13 protein-coding genes and 1 tRNA gene are annotated in these 16,963 nt (G+C 72.3%); 2 read left to right on the top strand and 12 right to left on the bottom strand.

All coding sequences use genetic code 11. From position 1 onward, the window contains the following. Nucleotides 1–72: 72 nt before the first annotated feature. The 6 genes from ACGGZK_RS01905 to ACGGZK_RS01930 form a co-directional block, all read right to left on the bottom strand. Nucleotides 73–1,788, bottom strand: a complete 1,716-nt coding sequence (locus ACGGZK_RS01905; RefSeq protein ID WP_395244580.1) for a hypothetical protein — start codon at nucleotides 1,786–1,788, stop codon at nucleotides 73–75. 31 nt (nucleotides 1,789–1,819) lie between these two features. Then, nucleotides 1,820–2,242, bottom strand: coding sequence for a VanZ family protein (locus tag ACGGZK_RS01910; RefSeq protein WP_395244581.1), 423 nt, complete (start codon nucleotides 2,240–2,242; stop codon nucleotides 1,820–1,822). 53 nt (nucleotides 2,243–2,295) lie between these two features. Then, nucleotides 2,296–3,957, bottom strand: coding sequence for a hypothetical protein (locus ACGGZK_RS01915; protein ID WP_395244582.1), 1,662 nt, complete (start codon nucleotides 3,955–3,957; stop codon nucleotides 2,296–2,298). A 24-nt stretch (nucleotides 3,958–3,981) separates the two neighbouring features. Continuing rightward, nucleotides 3,982–5,535, bottom strand: a complete 1,554-nt coding sequence (locus ACGGZK_RS01920; protein WP_395244583.1) for a hypothetical protein — start codon at nucleotides 5,533–5,535, stop codon at nucleotides 3,982–3,984. A gap of 12 nt (nucleotides 5,536–5,547) precedes the next feature. Continuing rightward, entirely contained in the window at nucleotides 5,548–6,912 is a 1,365-nt protein-coding gene (locus ACGGZK_RS01925) for a YveK family protein (RefSeq protein WP_395246022.1), read from the bottom strand. 175 nt (nucleotides 6,913–7,087) lie between these two features. Beyond that, nucleotides 7,088–8,044: an alpha/beta hydrolase gene (locus ACGGZK_RS01930; protein ID WP_395244584.1), complete on the bottom strand. Its 957-nt coding sequence runs from the start codon at nucleotides 8,042–8,044 to the stop codon at nucleotides 7,088–7,090. Between the two features lie 170 nt (nucleotides 8,045–8,214). Between ACGGZK_RS01930 and ACGGZK_RS01935 the strand changes: the two genes are divergently transcribed. Further along, nucleotides 8,215–9,699: a sugar transferase gene (locus ACGGZK_RS01935; protein ID WP_395244585.1), complete on the top strand. Its 1,485-nt coding sequence runs from the start codon at nucleotides 8,215–8,217 to the stop codon at nucleotides 9,697–9,699. A gap of 44 nt (nucleotides 9,700–9,743) precedes the next feature. Beyond that, nucleotides 9,744–10,793 (top strand): acyltransferase family protein, encoded by a 1,050-nt coding sequence (locus tag ACGGZK_RS01940; protein ID WP_395244586.1) that lies wholly within the window; start codon nucleotides 9,744–9,746, stop codon nucleotides 10,791–10,793. A 9-nt stretch (nucleotides 10,794–10,802) separates the two neighbouring features. On the opposite strand, the gene ACGGZK_RS01945 is transcribed toward ACGGZK_RS01940, so the two are convergent. From ACGGZK_RS01945 to ACGGZK_RS01970, 6 genes are all read right to left on the bottom strand, one after another. Then, a complete protein-coding gene (locus ACGGZK_RS01945; RefSeq protein WP_395244587.1) occupies nucleotides 10,803–11,417 on the bottom strand; it encodes a nucleoside deaminase in 615 nt (204 codons plus the stop codon). A gap of 94 nt (nucleotides 11,418–11,511) precedes the next feature. Beyond that, nucleotides 11,512–11,584 (bottom strand) — tRNA-Arg (locus tag ACGGZK_RS01950). Between the two features lie 132 nt (nucleotides 11,585–11,716). Next, a complete protein-coding gene (locus tag ACGGZK_RS01955; RefSeq protein WP_395246023.1) occupies nucleotides 11,717–12,652 on the bottom strand; it encodes a carbohydrate ABC transporter permease in 936 nt (311 codons plus the stop codon). A gap of 50 nt (nucleotides 12,653–12,702) precedes the next feature. Further along, the gene (locus tag ACGGZK_RS01960) at nucleotides 12,703–13,683 is read right to left on the bottom strand and encodes a carbohydrate ABC transporter permease (protein ID WP_395244588.1); all 981 of its coding nucleotides are present in this window, start codon (nucleotides 13,681–13,683) and stop codon (nucleotides 12,703–12,705) included. Between the two features lie 115 nt (nucleotides 13,684–13,798). Then, the gene (locus tag ACGGZK_RS01965; protein WP_395244589.1) at nucleotides 13,799–15,157 is read right to left on the bottom strand and encodes an ABC transporter substrate-binding protein; all 1,359 of its coding nucleotides are present in this window, start codon (nucleotides 15,155–15,157) and stop codon (nucleotides 13,799–13,801) included. 73 nt (nucleotides 15,158–15,230) lie between these two features. After that, nucleotides 15,231–16,916, bottom strand: coding sequence for a glycoside hydrolase family 13 protein (locus ACGGZK_RS01970; RefSeq protein ID WP_395246024.1), 1,686 nt, complete (start codon nucleotides 16,914–16,916; stop codon nucleotides 15,231–15,233). Nucleotides 16,917–16,963: the final 47 nt, after the last annotated feature.

A 16,963-nucleotide genomic window follows, 5' to 3' on the forward strand; every position in this document is an offset into this window, starting at 1 on the left:
GCGATTCGGTGCCCGCCGGGCCAAGCCGCCGGGACAGCCCGCCGTGCCAACCCGCCGAGTCGAGCCGACGGGTCAGCCCGCCGTGCCGGCCTGCCACGCGACCCCGGCGAGCCGCTTCCCGGTGTCGTAGAGGGTCGGCTTCGGCGCACCGCACGGCACGGCCGCGTACGCGTCCGGCGTCGACGACGTGCCGAGGTACCGCCAGACCAGCAGTTCGGCCGGCGCCGCGTCGACCTTGAGCACGAGCTTCGCGACCTTGTCGGTCGGCAGCACTCCCGCGCTCTTCGCCGACTTGGCGGTGGTCCGACCGTCGGCCGTCCGCACCGCCACGACGTACGAGACCTTCGTCGTCGCGGTGAGCGCGCCGCCGGTCACGTCCCCGGTTCCGCTCGTGACGCCGAGGATGCTCGGCACTGCCGGGGTGGCGGCCACGGCGACGGCGACGGTCGGCTCGAGCGCCCATGCCCCGGACCGGCGGACGACCCTCCAGTCCCCGCTCGCCAGGACGGCGGGCTTCGCCGCCACGGCCGCCGTGATCCCGCCCGCGCCGAGGACCGCGGGACCGATGGTCGGGCTCCAGGTGCCGCCCGTGCCGGGCGCGCTCGTCACCGACGTGACCCCGCGCGCGGCGACCTTCGTGTTGTCGTTCGCCTTCAGCACCGACACGAACGCCCCCATCCCGACGTCGGCGTGCTCGTGCGCCCGCATCTCCTGCGTCTCGCTCAGCACGAGCTCGGTCCCGACCGTCGTCGAGGCGGAGTCGTCGATCGTGATCGCGGGCGGCACGTCGCCGTCGGCGCTGCGGGCGAGGTAGAACACAGAGCTGTCGACGACGACCGTGGAGTTCTTGATCGCGAGCATCGTGGCGTTCGCGATCGGCGCCTCCTGGTGGGCCGTCGAGACGCGCACCGCCGAGCAGGAGTCGAGTTCGATCCGGCCGGTCACCGTGCCCGTGATCTCGGCGCCCCGCGAGTACTTCAACCGCAGGAGCCCGATCGGGGCATCCGCCTTGCAGCTCTGCACCAGCAGCCCGTCGCCCGAGGCGATCTGCTCGACCAGCACCGAGCTGCGCAGGCCGTCGCCGGCCCGGTTGTGGCACTGCACGAGCACGTTGACGTCGCAGTAGTCGGCCCACGACAGCAGCACGCGGGCCCGGTAGAGCACCACGCCGTCGAAGCGCGAGCCGGTGCGGTTCGACATGGCGAACCCGGCGTTGCGGGCGACCCCGTCGATGGTGCCGTTGCGCACGGTGAGCGAGATGAGGCCACCGACGCCGGTGCCGGTGCCCCGCGTCGCCGGCTCCACGCGCACGACGTTCGCCGCCTGGTCCCACGCGCTGCGCTTCGTGTTCGGGAAGATCGCCCAGCGCACCGTGGGGTCGCGCCAGAACGCCGCGGTCGTCGGCAGGCCGCCGCCGAGCTTCAGGGTGCCGCCGTTCAGGTTCAGCACGAGCATCGCGTTCGGGCTCGTCGCGTCGAGGAAGACGGGCGTGTTCACGAGGTACGTCTTCCCGCCCTCGAAGTCGATGGCCCCGACGCCGGCGTCGTAGGCGGCCTGGATCTTCGGCCCGTCGTCGGTGGTGCCGTTGCCCGCGAGCCCGAGGTCGCGGGCGGTCGCCGCGGCGGCCGGCTCCGCGGCCACGACGGCGGTCGCGACCGCGCCGGCGACGCCGGCCGCTCCCAGCCTGAGGAAGGTCCGTCGCGAGCGGATGCCCCGCTTCGCGCGGTCCGGAACCGGGACGCGGTCCGCGTGCTCCGTGCCATCCGTGTGCCCAATGCGGTCCGTCATCGTCCGACCCCCCGATCGATCGTGCTCGTCCTCATCCCCGTGGCGCGGCCGATGACGACCGAGGCGCGGCCGCTCCGGTCGGGGAACCGCGACGGCGGCCTCCGCTCGCGCGGACAGCGGCCACGATGCCCGCCCCCAGCACCGCCCCCACGGTGTTCATCAGCACGTCCATCACCGACGATACGCGCGCGACGAGGAACACCGCCTGGACGAGTTCGATGAACATCGACATGCCCGCCGCGATCAGGGGGGCGAGCACCCAGCGGCGCCGCGGCAACTCCAGCGCGAGCAGCGCGCCGATCGGGATGAACCAGAGCAGGTTCGCCGCCTGCTCGACCACCGCGTAGGTGACGAACGCCGGCATGCCGCGCTGGCGCGCCCAATGCAGGAAGGCCCAGATGTGATCGCGCCCGGCGCTGTCGACCGGGACCGGCCAGAACGCGACGAGCGCCATCGCCACGAGCGTGACGGCGAGCAGGCCATGGACGACGAGGCGCGTGCGTCGGGTCATCCGCCGGCGTCGCCCGCCTGCCAGCGGACGCCCGCGAGGTACGTCCCGGTGTCGTACAGGGTGACCTTCGGCCGGCCGACGGCGATGCTCGCGAACGCGTCGGGGGTGGTCGTCGCACCGATGAACCGCCAGATCCGGAGTTCGCACGGCGCCGCGTCGACGCGGACCACGATCTTCACCGTGCGGTCGCGCGCGGCGACCGAGGGCGAGATCGCCGAACGCTGGCTGGACCGCCCGTCCGCCGTGCGCGCGACGACGACATAGGTCACGGGGTTCGCCCGCGGGAGGGTGCCGTTCTCGATGTCCCCGCTGCCGCCGGTCGTGCTGAGGATGACCGGGCGCGCCGGGTCGGGCGGCGCCGCCGCGCGGCTCGGCTCCACCGCCCATGCGCCGTTCCTCCGGCCGAGGATCCAGTCGCCGGTCGCGAGCACCGCCGTCGATGCCGCCACCGCGGCGGCGACCTCGTCGGAGCCGGTGACCGTCGGCCCGGCCGAGCCGACCCATACGCCGCCGCTGCCGGGCGTCGTCGTCACCGACGACATGCCGCGAGCGATCACCGTGGTGTCCTCGGCCGGCTTCACGAGCGAGACGAGCGCGCCCATCCCGAGGTCGCCGTTGTCGTGGGCGCGCATCTCGAGGCAGTCACGCAGCACCAGTTCCGAGTGCGCATCCGTGCTGGAGTCGTCGATCGTGATCGCCGGCGGCACGTTCCCGTCCTCGCTGCGGGTCAGGTAGAACACCGAGCTGTCGACCGTGACCGTCGAGTTCCGGATCGCGAGCATCGTGGCGTTCGCGATGGGCGACTCCTGATGGGCGCTCGAGATCCGCACGGCCGAGCAGGAGTCCAGCTCGATCCGCCCCGTCACCGTGCCCGTGATCTCGGCCCCGCGCGAGTACTTCAGCCGGGCGAGCCCGACCGCGGCGTCCGCCTTGCAGCTCTGCATGAGCAGGCCGTCGCCGGACGCGATCTGCTCGACCAGGACCGACTTGTCGGGCCCGCCCGCACGGTTGTGGCACTGGATCAGCACGTTCACGTCGCAGTAGTCGGCCCAGGAGAGCAGCACCCGCGCCCGGTACAGCACCACGCTGTCGAAGCGGGCGCCGGTGCGGTTCGAGATCGCGAAGCCGACGTTGGCGCCGTCGCCGTCGATCGTGCCGTGGTGCACCCCGAGCGAGAGCAGGGCGCCGACGCCGCCGCCGGTGGCCCGGTGCGACGTGTCGACGGCGACCTTGTTGGCGCTCCGGTTCCAGCCGCCCCGCTTGGTGTTCGGGAAGAACGCCCACCGCACCGTCTTGTCCCGCCAGAACGCGTCGGTCGTCGGCAGGCCGCCCCCGAGCTTGAGCGTCGCACCGTTCAGGTTGAGCACGAACATGGCGTACGGGCTGGTGTCGTCGAGGAACACCGGGGTGTTCACCAGGTAGGTCTTCCCGCCCTCGAAGTCGATCGCCCCGACGCCGGCGTCGTAGGCCGCCTGGATCCTGGGGCCGTCGTCGGTCGTCCCGTCGCCGACGAGGCCGAGGTCCGCGGCGGGCGCGGCGACCCTCGGACCGGTCGCCGCGACCGGGGCGGCGGCAGCCGGCGACGCCGGCTGGGCGGCCACCAGGCCGAGTCCGCCCGCAGCCGTGAGTGCCAGGAAGGCGCGTCGTGAGTCGTGCATGTGTCCCCCTCGTCGTTCCCTCGGTCAGGCGGCCCCCGCCGCCGTCGGCACCGCCGCCGCCCCCTCATCGGGACCGGGCGGCGCGGAGGCATCCCCGCCGGTCGTCGTCGCGCCCGCCTGCGCGTGGGCGTGCCGGATCGCCGCGACGACGCCGGCCGCGGCGAACGCGAACGGGTACGCCGGTGCGGAGCCGAACACGGGCGCCGCGATCGACTCGACCAGGATCAGCACGAGCCATCCGATGCCGCTCAACCGCAGCCACCGCACGAGCGGTGCCTCGTCCGTCGACGTCGGCCGCATGAGCGCGACGAAGACGAGCACGATGCCGATGGCGAACGCGGCCGCGCCGAGCCATCCGGTCTCGCCCCAGATCGCCGGCCACTGCGTGTCGTTCAGGAACTGGCCCTTGTCCTCGCGGCCGAGGCCGTAGACGTGCTCGAAGCCGCGCATCACGTACTCGGGGCTGTAGTTCACCGACGCGGTGAAGCTGCCGTACCGCCCGAAGCCGGCCCCGAACGGGAAGTACGCGGCGGCCACGTCGAGCGAGCCGTAGGTGAGGGTCGAGCGGGCCGAGTCCGACACGATGTACGTCTCGACGTCGGCGCCCACGAACTCCAGGATGGGCGGCACCACGAACAGCGCGATCACCGGGCCGAGGCAGATCGCCGCGAAGATCAGCACCGGCTTCGCGAACCGCAGGCCGAGCAGGCCGAGCGAGACGATCAGCCCGACGAGCGACTTCACGCGGAAGGTCAGCAGCGCCATCGCCCCCGTGAGCACGAGCAGCACCGTGTTGCCGAAGGAGCTGCGCACCGTGAAGCGGTACACGAACACGGCGATCGCGAGCACGGCGCAGAACCGCCCGAACGCCGCAGGGTGCTGGAACGGCCCGCTGAGCGACGGGATGCCGCCGTAGTAGTCGACGGGCGGGCGGCCCGAGAAGGTCGTCGCCCACGGCACGGGCGCGGCGATGTTGCCGATCGCGCAGAGCACGAGCACGATGATCGCCCCGATGCCCCACCTCACGAGGGTCCGCAGGTCGCCCTCGCGCCACTCGACCTGGGCGAGGGCGAACGCGAACAGCAGGCCCTTGACCGCGAGCAGCATGCCCTCGATCGCCACCGACGACGGCACGTCGCGCACGTAGGCGCTGACGAGACCGGCGAGCACGAAGAGCAGGAAGAACGGCCAGCCCGGGAACCAGACGAGCCGGCGCTCGGTCACGAAGCGCCGCACGGTGAACGCGACGACGCACAGCATGATCACGATCTCGTCGGCGTTGCGGCCGACCGGGCCGAGCAGGCTCTGCAGCGGCACCGACAGCACGATCGTGAGCAGCGCGATCAGGGCGAACACGCGGGGCCGGTAGAACGCCAGCCCGAGCAGCACCAGGCCGCCGGCGGCCAGCACGGGCAGCGTCGGCTCGATGACGGCGAGCGGCAGGAGCAGGGAGACCAGCGCGACCCCGAGCAGGGTCCAGCCGAGCGTGCCGAGCGCGGGCGGCCGCGGCGCGCGGGCGCGCGACGCCGGCCTCCGGGCCCCGGCGCCCCGTGGCGCCGGCCTCGTCAGGATGGCCACGAGGGCTCCGCCTCAGACGCCCGAGTCCGGGCCGCGCGTCGGCACCGCGTTCAGCACCGAGCCGGCGACCCTCGCCCCCGCTCCCGTGATGGATGCGGCGACCTCGACGAGGTCGGACGCGTCGGTGCGACCCGCCCGGGCGACGACGACGTAGGCGCTGGCGAGCGGGGCGAGCAGCAGCGCATCGGCGGACGCGCTCGCGGCGCCGCCGTCGATGACCACGAGCTCGGAGTCCACGGCGATGGTGTCGAGCGCCGCCGCGAGGCGGGCCGCGGCGGGCGACTCGGGCGCGCCGTCGGACGGCGCGGTGCGGACCAGGACGAGTCCGGGCGCGAGCTCGGTGGCGCCCTCGACCGCCGCGGCGCCGCGGCCGCTGCCGGCGACCTCGCCGGAGGCGAGCGTGCCGGGGAGGTCCTCGGCGGCGAGCGCGCCGCGCTCGGCATCGGCGTCGACGAGCGCGACCCGGCGCCCGGCGTCGGCGGCCGCCGCCGCGAGTCCGGTGGCGACGGTGGTCGCGCCGGCACGGGGGCCGACGCCCACGACGACGACCACGATCGGGGCGGCCGGCACCGACGGGGCGAGGCCGGCCGTCACCGCGACGCGGACGCGCTGGAACGCGTCGGAGACGGCGGGCGATTCGCTGAGCCCGGCGAGCACGCCCTTGGCCAGCGCGCGCTGCTTCGGCACGACGCCCAGGAGGGGCGGCAGCCCCGGCTTGCGGGCGTCGCGGACGTTCCGGATGCGCCGGTTGAGCACCTCGCGCAGCACCACCACGATGAAGGCGACCACGAGGCCGAGCGCGAGGCCGACGGCGACGTAGAGCAGCGTGACCGGCGAGGTCGGCACCTCCGGCTCGACGGCCGGGTCGACGACCGAGGCCGAGACGCCGATGGTCTGCCCCTCCGGGCCCGTGACGAGTCCGGTGGCGACCTCGGCGACGAGCTGGTCGCCCACGGCTGCGGCGAGCTCCGCAGCCTCCGCGGCCGTCGCCCCGGACGCGGTCACGGTGAGGAACGCGGTGCCGTCGGACGCCGAGATGTCGAGGTCGTCGGCGAGCGTCGCCGCGTCGGTGTCGAGGTCGAGGGTCTCGATCACGGGGTCGAGCACCTTGCCGGTGGTCGCGAGCCGCGCATACGTCGGCAGCTGCTGGATGAGCAGGTTGTTGCCCTGCACCTCCTCCTGCACGGTGCCGGTCGCGGTCGAGACCTCGAAGCCGAGCGTGGTCGAGGACTCGTAGACCGGCGGCGTTGAGGAGGCGAGGAACCAGCCGCCGACCGCCCCCGCGATCACGATGACCGCCGCAACGAGCCAATTCCGGCGGACGACCCGCAGGGTCTCACGCAACTCCATGCACTTCGCCTTCCCCTCGTACTGCATCTGGGTCACGCCGTCGTGCCTGTCCCCCACGCTACCGGCGCACGCTCCTCCGCGATCGCCGGTCATGAAAACACGGGATTACGGTTGGGTTATCGGGCTGTTTCGAACATGTTTCGGAACAGGCCGCTTCCGAACGTTCCGCACGTCGCCGGCGAAGACGCCTCGCGCGCGCCGCTCACCCCGCCCGGAGCGTCGACGCCAGGAACGCGAGGAGCTGCTCCGAGCCGTCCTCGCGGAGCACGTCGACGCCGTGCAGCTCCCCCGGAACCTCGAGCAGCTCGGCCCGGACTCCCGCCGCCGCGAGGGCGTCGCGCATGGCCTCGGCCTGCTCGACCGGCACGATCTCGTCGGTCGAGTTCACCAGCAGGAAGGGCGGGTCGGTCGGGTCGACGTGCTCGAGCGGCGAGGCCTCCGCCGCCTGCGGGCACGCCGCGGCGGTGGTCTCCTCGCAGCCGAGGTAGTTGAGCATCATCGCGGCGACCTCGCGGGTCGGGGTGCCGAGCGTGAGCGCGGCCTCGGTGAACAGCGACGCGCCCGACAGCGACACCACCGCCGCCACCCGCGTGCCGGTCGTCGTGTCGCCCTCGCCGAACGTGCCGATCGACTGCGCGAGGATCGCCCCCGCCGAGCTGCCCACCACGCCGATGCGGGCCGGGTCGATGCCGAACCGCTCGACCTGCGCGTCGTCGCGGAGCCACGCCACCGCGGCCTCCACGTCCTCCACCTGGGCCGGGAACACGGACGCCGGCGCGAAGCGGTAGTCGGCCGAGAAGGCGGCGTACCCCGCCGCCGCGAGCTGGTCGCAGAGGCCCGCGAGCGCCGTGCGATCCCCGCTCACGAAGCCCCCGCCGTGCAGCAGCAGCACCGCGGGCAGCGCCTCGTCGTCGGCCGTGCCGGCCGCGGCGCGCTGGTCGGCATCGGGCAGGCAGGCGTCGATCGCCAGGGGCCCGCCGTCGCCCTCCCAGTAGGCGACGTCCCGCACCCGCGTCTCGGTGGACGCGGCCGACGGCGACGGGGCCGCGGATGCCTCGGGCGCGGGCTCCTCGCCCGCGGCGCCGCCCGAGGCGCACCCCGCGAGCAGCGCGAGCGGAAGCACCGCTGCCGCCAGCCAACGTCGATCGACCTTCGTCACGCGCACTCCCACCTGATCGCGGTCCGTTCGTCTGCGGGAGTCTAGCCCGCCCGCCCGATCCCCCCGTCGTCACGGGACGTCTCGAGGTGACGGGCATGTTAATTCGAGGAAACGGAGGTTCCATCCGCATGCCAGGACTCAGTAGCCTCGAAGCGTTCGAGGGGGAGAACTTGACTCAAGCCACTACGACCATGGTGGCGGGGAGCTCGAGGAAGACGCGGCATGCGGGCTGGGCTGAGGCCTACACGCAACTGCTCGTCTCCACCGACCTCCTCGTCGTGACCGTCAGCGTGTTCACCGCCCTGTTCGTCGCGCAGGCGACCGGCGCGAGGGTGGGCGCCGGAGTACCCGAGGTGATCGGCGTGCCGGGCGCGGTCGCCGCGGCCATCGCCCTGATCGTGCTGTGGATGGCGGCGCTGGGGGTCAGCGGCAGCCGGAGCAAGCGCATCGTCGGGTCGGGTGTGACCGAGTACCGCCGCATCATCCACGTCGCGTTCATCGTGATCGGCGTCGCCGGGCTCGGCGCCTACGTCTTCGACATCGGCGGACTGCAGGCGTTCCTGCTGGCGGTGCTCCCGATCGGCCTGGCCGCGCTGCTGCTGAGCCGGTGGGTCTGGCGGAAGTGGCTCACGGCGAAACGGCGCCGCGGCGAGATGTCGCACCGGGTGCTGCTCGTCGGCTCCGAGGCATCCATCGCCCGCATCGCGCACGACTTCGCCAGGTCGCCGCAGGCCGGCTTCCTCGTGGTGGGCGCGTGCACCCCGACGGCTCGCGTGGCCGACGTGATCCCCGGCACCGACATCCCGGTCTCCGGCTCGGTCGATCGACTCATCGACGCGCTCGAGTCGGTCGATGCCGACACCGTCGTGGTGACGAGCGCCGACGAGCTGCCGCCCGACCGCGTGCGGGCGCTCAGCTGGCAGCTCGAGCCCGGCCGCCAGCACCTCGTGCTCGCGCCGAGCCTCACCGACATCGGCGGACCGCGCCTGCACACCCGTCCCGTCGCCGGCATGCCGCTCGTGCACGTCGAGACCCCGCGCTACGAGGGCAGCAAGCTGTACGCGAAGCGCTTCTTCGACATCGCGCTGTCGGGACTCGCGATCCTGTTCCTCGCCCCGGTGCTCGCCGGCATCGCGATCGTCGTGCGGCTCAGCACGCCCGGCAGCGTCATCTTCAAGCAGACGCGGGTGGGCCTTCGCGGCGAGCCGTTCCAGATGTACAAGTTCCGCTCGATGTACGAGGACGCGGAGCAGCGCCTCGCGGCACTCGAGGACGTCGACCGCTCCGAGGGCAACCAGGTGCTGTTCAAGATGCGCGACGACCCGCGGGTCACGCCGATCGGCCGCGTGCTGCGCCGCTTCAGCCTCGACGAGCTGCCCCAGCTGTTCAACGTGCTGTTCGGCTCGATGTCGCTGGTCGGGCCGCGCCCGTCGCTGAAGCGCGAGGTCGAGCAGTACGCGCAGCACGTGCACCGGCGCTTCCTGGTGAAGCCGGGCATCACCGGCCTCTGGCAGGTCAGCGGCCGTTCGAACCTCGACTGGGACGAGAGCGTGCGACTCGACCTCTTCTACGTCGAGAACTGGACCATGACGGGCGACCTGATGATCCTGTGGCGCACCGCGAAGGCGGTCGTCGGCAGCGACGGCGCGTACTGACGCCGGCCGCAGCCCCAGCACCAGCCCCGTCGGAAGGAGCCGCCATGCCGGAGACGGCCATCCCCTCGCCCCGCCTCGCCTGGGCGGACCTCGCCCGCGGCGGCGCGATGATCCTCGTCGTCTACGCGCACGCGGTGCAGCTGCTCGACGCCTACGGCTGGCGGCTCGGCCTGTTCGACACGGCCAACGTCTACCTGACGGCGGTGCGGATGCCCCTCTTCTTCCTCATCTCGGGGACGTTCGCCGTTCGGGCGGTGCGCCGCAGCTGGCCGCAGCTGTTCGCGTCGCGGCTGGCGCTGCTCATCTACATGTACCTGCTGTGGATGCTGGTGCGCGCGATCTGGTTCAGCTTCGTGCCGTGGCCGCTCGCCGACCTCTCGCCGTGGGTGGCGCTGCTCGTCGCACCGGTCTGGCCGACGAACGGGCTCTGGTTCCTGTTCGCGCTGATCGCCTACCTCGTGCTCGCGAAGGCGACGGTGCGCCTGCCGGTGTGGGTGACGCTGGCGGCGTTCGCCGTCGTGTCGGTGCTCGCCGCGAGCGACCTCGTGCCGACCGGCGGCAACTGGACGTGGAAGTCGATCGCGATGTACGGCTTCTTCTTCGTGCTCGGCGTGCACGGCTCGAAGCTGTGGCAGGGGATCGCCGAGCGCTCGAAGCTCGCATGGGCGCCCCTGGCGCTGTTCGCGATCCCCGGCGGCATGGCCCTGTTCACCCTGTTCCCCGACGCGCTGCAGGGCGTCGCCCGCATCGCCCTCTCGACGGTGTGCGTGGCCGCGTGCGTGGTCGTCGCGAGCATCGTCAGCCGGTGGCGGGCGTTCGCCCGCCCGTTCGTGTTCGTCGGCCGGCGCACGATCGCGATCTACGTGGTGCACGCGATGCTCCTCGCCGCGGTGGTGCCGCTGATTCCCGAGGGCTCGGTGCCGGCGGCGCTCGTGATCGCACTGCTGACGGCGTTCGGCGTGGTCGTGCCGCTGGTGCTGTACCGCTGGCTCGGCCCGGTCGGCGGCGTGTTCAACCTGCCGCACCCGGCGAAGCGCGCGCTCGACCGCTGGGCGGGCCGGCGCGACCCGCAGCCGGCGGCCGAGGAGGCGTAGGGCGGGCGCTCAGGCGAAGCGCATCGGCGCATCGTCCTTCGACGCCTGGTAGGCGTCGGACAGCTCGCGATAGGTGTCCTGCAGCCGGGCGACCCGGTCGGCCAGCGCCGCATCGCCGGTCGCCGCGATCTCCGCGGCCAGGTCGCGGCTCGTGAAGAACGCGTTCTCGCGGTTGTAGAGGTCGCGGCCCGGTGCCGGGGCGTCCCGGTCGGGGTCGGGTACCGCGTAGACGGCGGTGAGGATCTGGATGTCGAAGGGGATCGCGAACCGGTCGGCGGAGTCGCGGTGGCTGAACAGGTACGCGAACGCGTCGAACCCGGCCCAGGTGATGCCGCTGAGGCACAGGGAGCACGGCTCGTGGGTGGCCAGCAGCAGGCAGTCGCCCGGCGCCGGGCGCTCGTCGGCGGGCAACTCGAAGAACCGCTTGATCGCGTGGACCTCGCCGTGCCAGAGCGGGTTCTCCCGCTCGGCGTTCGTCTCCGCGACGACGACCGAGAGGTCGGCCTTCCGCAGGATCGCGGCGCCGAACAGCTTGTTGCCGGCGGCCACGCCGCGGCGGGTGAGCGGCACGATGTCGTGCTCGATGACGTCGAGGAGGCGGTGCAGCTCGTCGGTTCGTTCCATGCGGCGAGCATCTCGCAACGAGGTTGCGGCCGCGTTTCCGGGCGGCACCCGGAAACGACGAAGGCGGCTCGCTTTCGCGAACCGCCTTCTCCCGTGCGCCCGGAGGGACTCGAACCCCCAACCTTCTGATCCGTAGTCAGATGCTCTATCCATTGAGCTACGGGCGCATTGGTATCGCCTGCCGCTTCTCCGCGATCAGGCAACCACGAAAGTCTAACCTACGCCTCCCCGGATCACCAATTCGGCGCCGGAGGCCCCGGACCGGCGCCGAAGGGCAGGGCGCCGGCCGGGGCATCCGCTCAGCCCTTGACCGCGCCGCCCAGCCCGGCGCCGCGCAGGAACAGGCGCTGGAAGATGAGGAACAGCACCACCGGGATGATCGTCGAGATCGCCAGCGCGGCGAGGAACACGTCGAGCTCGGTCTGCGACTGCACCGCCGGCAGGCGCACCGACAACGGCTGCACCGCGGGGTCGGGCAGCACCAGCAGCGGCCAGAGGAAGTCCTTCCAGGCCGCGATCACCGCGAACACCGACACGACGCCGAGGATCGGCTTCGACATCGGCAGCACCACCGACCAGAACACCCGGAACGGCCCGGCGCCGTCGGTGCGGGCCGCCTCGAACACCTCGCGCGGCAGCGAGTCGAAGAACCGCTTCACGAGCAGGATGTTGAACGCGTTCGCCGCGGCCGGCAGCCACACCGCCCAGTACGTGTTCAGCAGCGACACGTCGATCAGCGGCGGATGCAGGATCGTCAGGTACAGCGGCACGAGCAGCACGACCGCCGGGATGAACAGCGTCGCGAGCACGAGCCCGTTCAGGATCGGGGCGTACCTCGGCCGCAGCACGCTGAGCGCGTAGCCGGCCGTCGTCGCCACGAACACCTGGAAGAACCACGAGCCCGCGGCCACGACGAGCGTGTTCCAGAAGTACTGGTCGATGTGGATGTCGTTCCACGCCTGCGAGAGGTTCGCCCAGTCGATGCCGTTCGGCCACAGCGCGAACGGCTGGCTGAGCGTGTCCTGCGTCGGGGTGACGGCGGCCTTCGCGAGCCACAGCAGCGGCCCGAGGCCGGCGACCACGAGCCCGACGAACAGGAACACGTGCACGGCCGTCATCGAGACGCGCACGCCGCCGCGCTTGCGATCGTGGTCGCTCAGGATGCTGCGGTCGGCGCCCGTGTCGGCGGCATCGCGCTCGCGGCGGCGGGTGAGCTGCGCCAGGCGCGCGCGCAGCGGCACCGAGGTCGACGCGGCGGCCGGGCTCGTCGCGGTTCCGGGGGTGGTCAATTCGTGCTCCAACGGTCGGTCAGCTTGAAGTACACCCAGCTCAGGATGCCGAGGAAGATCGCGAGCATCAGGCTCAGCGCGGTCGCCTCGCCGTAGTCGCCGCCGAGGCTGTTCTGGAACGCGTAGCGGTAGATGAGCAGCAGCACGGTGAGGGTCGCGTTGTTCGGCCCGCCGCCCGTGAACAGGTACGGCTCGAGGAACACCTGCGCGGTGCCGATCACCTGGAGGATCAGCATGATGAAGAGGATGCCCCGCAGCTGCGGGAGCGTGACGTGCCAGATCTTGCGCCAGATGCCGGCGCCGTCGACCTCGGCGGCGTCGTAGAGCTCCGGCGGCACCGCGATGAGCGCGGCGAGGTAGATGATGATCGACCCGCCGGCCGCGGCCCAGGTCGCCTCGATCACGAGCGACGGCATCGCGGTCGCCGACGACTGCAGCCACGGCTGCGGCGGGATGCCGAAGAAGCCGAGGATCGTGTTGAAGACGCCGTCGGGGCTGGCGTTGTAGAACACCTTCCACAGCAGCACGGCGACGACGGGCGGCACGACCACGGGCAGGTAGGCGAGGGCGCTGTAGAGGCCCTTGCCGCGGCGCACCTCGCTCATGAGCACCGCCATGATGATCGGCAGGGGGAAGCCGAAGAGCAGCGCGAGGGCGGCGAAGTACGCGGTGTTGAGCACGGCCGTGCCGAGGTTGGGGTCGCTCAGCACGCGCGCGAAGTTGTCGAGGCCGACCCACACGGGCGTGGTGATGAGGTTCGTCTTCTGGAAGCTCATGACCACGGCCTGCGCGATCGGGCCCCAGCTGAACACGCCGAAGACGATCAGCATGGGGGCGAGGAACGCGAGGTTCCACAGGCCGCCGCCGCGGATCCAGGTCGCGGGGGTGCGGCGCCGGCGGCGCGTCGGATGCGGCGGGGCCGGCGGATGCTCCGCGGCCGCGTCGGCCGAGACATCCGCCTCTCGGGTCAGGGTCATCGGTGCTCCTCAGGGTCTGGGGGATCGCGGTGGTCGAGTAGGCCCGCCAGGGCCGTATCGAGACCGGGGAGGGGTCTCGATACGCTCCTGCGTCGCTACTCGACCACCGGGCGGATCACTCGTCGAGCAGGGCCTGCGCGTCGACGTCGACCTGCGCGAGGAGCGCGTCGATGTCGGCGTTCTGGTCGGTGAGCACGGCCTGCACCAGGTTGTCCATCAGCGCGTAGATCGGCTGGGTCTGGCCCTTGAACTCACCCACGGGCGTCTGCTCGAAGATGCCGTCGAAGAAGCCGGTCATCTGGTCCTGCGGCACGTTCACGTACGGCGCGATCCACTCCTGCTGCTGGTCCCAGGTCTCCTTGTCGAGCACCGGCAGCACGGGGGTTCCGACGGCCTGGTCGGAGTCGGCGAGCGCCTTCGCGTCGGCGACGGCGGCATCCTCGTTCAGGAGCTTCTGCATGTAGTACCAGTCGATCCACTTGACCGCGGCGGCCTTGGTGTCATCGTCGAGCGTGGGGGGCATGACGGCGATGTCGCCGCCGCCGAGCACGCCGCCGCCGTCCTCGACGGGGATCACGGTGAGGCCGTAGTTGTCGGGCGCCATGCCGAAGTCGCGCACGAGGGCGGTGTAGACATCGGAGCCCGACGTGTACATGCCGATGTTGCCGGCCGCGAACTCCTGGTTGATGCTGCCCCAGTCGAGGTCGAAGGTCGCACCCATCGAGTTGTCCTCCCAGCGGAGGTCGTGCAGGAACTCGAGGGTCGACTTCGTGGCGTCGTTGTCGATGGTCGACGTGTAGGTGCCGTCGCCGTTGTCGGTCTGGAGCGATGCGCCGCGCGAGTCGGCCTGCACCGAGAGCTGCCAACCGCCGGTGTTGCCGCTGGCCATGGTCGCGTAGCCGGCCTTGCCGGTCTTCTCGGCGATGGTCTTCGCGGCCGCGCGGACCTCGTCCCACGTGGTCGGCGGCTGGTCGGGGTCGAGGCCGGCCTCCTCGAAGAGCGCGCGGTTGTAGTGCAGGCCGTTGGCGTACGCCTGGCGCGGGAAGCCGTAGAGCTTGCCGTCGCTGCCCGTGACCTCGTTCAGGATGATCGGGTTGAACTTGTCGGAGTAGCCGAGGTCGTCGATCTCCTGGGTGACGTCCATGAGCTGGCCGTTCTCGAGGAGCGTCTTCGAGTCGGTGAACGGCACGGTGAAGACGTCGGGCAGGCTGCCGCCGGCGAGCTGCGCGGCGAACGTCGGCGCCGTCCACTCGTACTCGAGGCCGACGACGTCGATGTCGGGGTGCGAGGCCTCGAACTGCTTCTCCTGCTCGGCGAAGGCGTCGTACGCGGCCTGGTCGGCCCCGGGCGGGAAGGTGGCGACGCGGAGCTCGAGCTTGCCGCTCTCATCGCCGCCCGAGCTGCAGGCGGCGAGGGCGCCGACCATCGCGAACGCGGCGAGACCCGCGATCGCGATCTTCCGTGGTGACTTCATTGTCCAGTCCTTTCGGTGCTGTGTTCAGGTGTTGGTGCGGTGGGAGATGCGGCGGTGGCCGCGGGGTCGGCGATCAGCTCCGGGTACGGAGCCATGCCGCCGAGTCGGTGGGGAGGCGCCCGCCCTCGAGGGGGGCGCTCGCGAGGACGATGTGGTGGTGGTCGGGCAGGTCGGCGGGCTCGGTGCCGAGGTTGACGACGCAGACGACCTCGTCGAGGCCGGAGCCGCGGCGGAACGCGAGCACGTCGCCCGCGGTGTCGAGCCACTCGAGGGCGCCGTCGCCGAGCGCGGCCTCGCGCTTGCGGATGCGCAGCGCCTGACGGTAGAGCCAGAGCATCGAGGCCGGGTCGGCCTCTTGCGCCTGCACGCTGAGCGCCGCCCAGGCGGCGGGTTGCGGCAGCCACGGGGCGACGGGGCCGCCGTCGCGACCCGCCCCGTCCGGGCTGAACCCGTAGGGTGCCGCCGTGCCACGCCAGGGCAGCGGCACACGGCAGCCGTCTCGGCCGGGGTCGACGCCGCCGGAGCGGAAGTGCATCGGGTCCTCGAGCACCTCGCGCGGCAGCTCGACCTCGGGCAGTCCGAGCTCGTCGCCCTGGTAGAGGTACAGCGAGCCGGGCAGCGCCGCGGTGAGCAGGGCGGCGGCACGGGCGCGGCGGGTGCCGAGCGCGAGGTCGGTGGGCGTGCCGAATCGCTTGCGGGCGAACGCGAAGCCGGTGTCGTCGGCGCGGCCGTACCGGGTGACCGGGCGGGTGACGTCGTGGTTCGAGAGCACCCAGGTGCTGGGCGCCCCGACGGGCGCGTGGGCGGCGAGCATGAGGTCGATCGAGGCGCGCAGCTCCGAGGCATCCCACGGCCGGGTCATGAAGTCGAAGTTGAACGCGGTGTGCATCTCGTCGGGGCGCAGGTACGCGGCGAAGCGCGCCGCGTCGGGCACCCACACCTCGCCGACGAGGACCCGCGTGCCGTCGTACTCGTCGGCGATGCGGCGCCACGAGCGGTACACGTCGTGCACCTCGTCGCGGTCCTCGGTGGGGTGCTGGCCGGCGGCGACCACCTCGGGCACCTCGGGCAGCGTCGGGTCCTTGATGAGGAGGCCCGCGGAGTCGATGCGGACCCCGGCGACGCCGCGGTCGAACCAGAACCGCAGGATGTCCTCGTGCTCGGCGCGCACGTCGGGGTGGTTCCAGTTCAGGTCGGGCTGCTCGGGGGTGAAGAGGTGCAGGTACCACTCCCCCGGCGTGCCGTCGGGGTTCGTGGTGCGGGCCCACGTGTCGCCCTGGAAGTTCGAGACCCAGCCGGTGGGCATCTCGTCGCCGTGCTCGCCCTTGCCGGGGTGGAACCAGAAGCGCTCGCGCTCGGGGCTGCCGGGGCCGGCGGCGAGCGCCGCCTGGAACCACGGATGCTCCGAGCTGACGTGGTTCGGGACGACGTCGATGATCGTGCGGATGCCGAGCGCGAGCGCCTCGGCGATCAGCTGCTCGGCGTCCTCGAGGGTGCCGAACGCGGGGTGGATGTCACGGTAGTCGGCGACGTCGTAGCCGCCGTCGGCGAGGGGGCTCGGGTACCAGGGGTTGAACCAGAGCGCGTCGACGCCGAGCTCCTTGAGGTAGCCGAGCCGGCTGCGGACGCCGCGCAGGTCGCCCGTGCCGTCGCCGTCGGAGTCGGCGAAGCTGCGCACGTACACCTGGTAGATGACGGCGCTGCGCCACCAGAGCGGGTCCTCCGTCGGGACCTTCGGCGCCGCATCCGTCAGTGGCATCGTCACGCTCTGTCGCTCCTCGTCCGCGCGCCGCGTCCGACTGACGA

Origin of the sequence: Agromyces sp. MMS24-K17, assembly GCF_043950245.1 — a bacterium.
In the GTDB taxonomy this organism is placed as follows: Bacteria; Actinomycetota; Actinomycetes; order Actinomycetales; family Microbacteriaceae; genus Agromyces.

Excerpts from the sequence above, each read along its gene's own strand:
- ACGGZK_RS01940 (WP_395244586.1), top strand. The coding sequence starts at position 9,744 with ATGCCGGAGACGGCCATCCCCTCGCCCCGCCTCGCCTGGGCGGACCTC.
- ACGGZK_RS01970 (WP_395246024.1), bottom strand. The coding sequence starts at position 16,916 with ATGCCACTGACGGATGCGGCGCCGAAGGTCCCGACGGAGGACCCGCTC.
- ACGGZK_RS01925 (WP_395246022.1), bottom strand. The coding sequence starts at position 6,912 with ATGCAGTACGAGGGGAAGGCGAAGTGCATGGAGTTGCGTGAGACCCTG.
- ACGGZK_RS01910 (WP_395244581.1), bottom strand. The coding sequence starts at position 2,242 with ATGGCGCTCGTCGCGTTCTGGCCGGTCCCGGTCGACAGCGCCGGGCGC.
- ACGGZK_RS01965 (WP_395244589.1), bottom strand. The coding sequence starts at position 15,157 with ATGAAGTCACCACGGAAGATCGCGATCGCGGGTCTCGCCGCGTTCGCG.
- ACGGZK_RS01960 (WP_395244588.1), bottom strand. The coding sequence starts at position 13,683 with ATGACCCTGACCCGAGAGGCGGATGTCTCGGCCGACGCGGCCGCGGAG.
- ACGGZK_RS01945 (WP_395244587.1), bottom strand. The coding sequence starts at position 11,417 with ATGGAACGAACCGACGAGCTGCACCGCCTCCTCGACGTCATCGAGCAC.
- ACGGZK_RS01915 (WP_395244582.1), bottom strand. The coding sequence starts at position 3,957 with ATGCACGACTCACGACGCGCCTTCCTGGCACTCACGGCTGCGGGCGGA.
- ACGGZK_RS01905 (WP_395244580.1), bottom strand. The coding sequence starts at position 1,788 with ATGACGGACCGCATTGGGCACACGGATGGCACGGAGCACGCGGACCGC.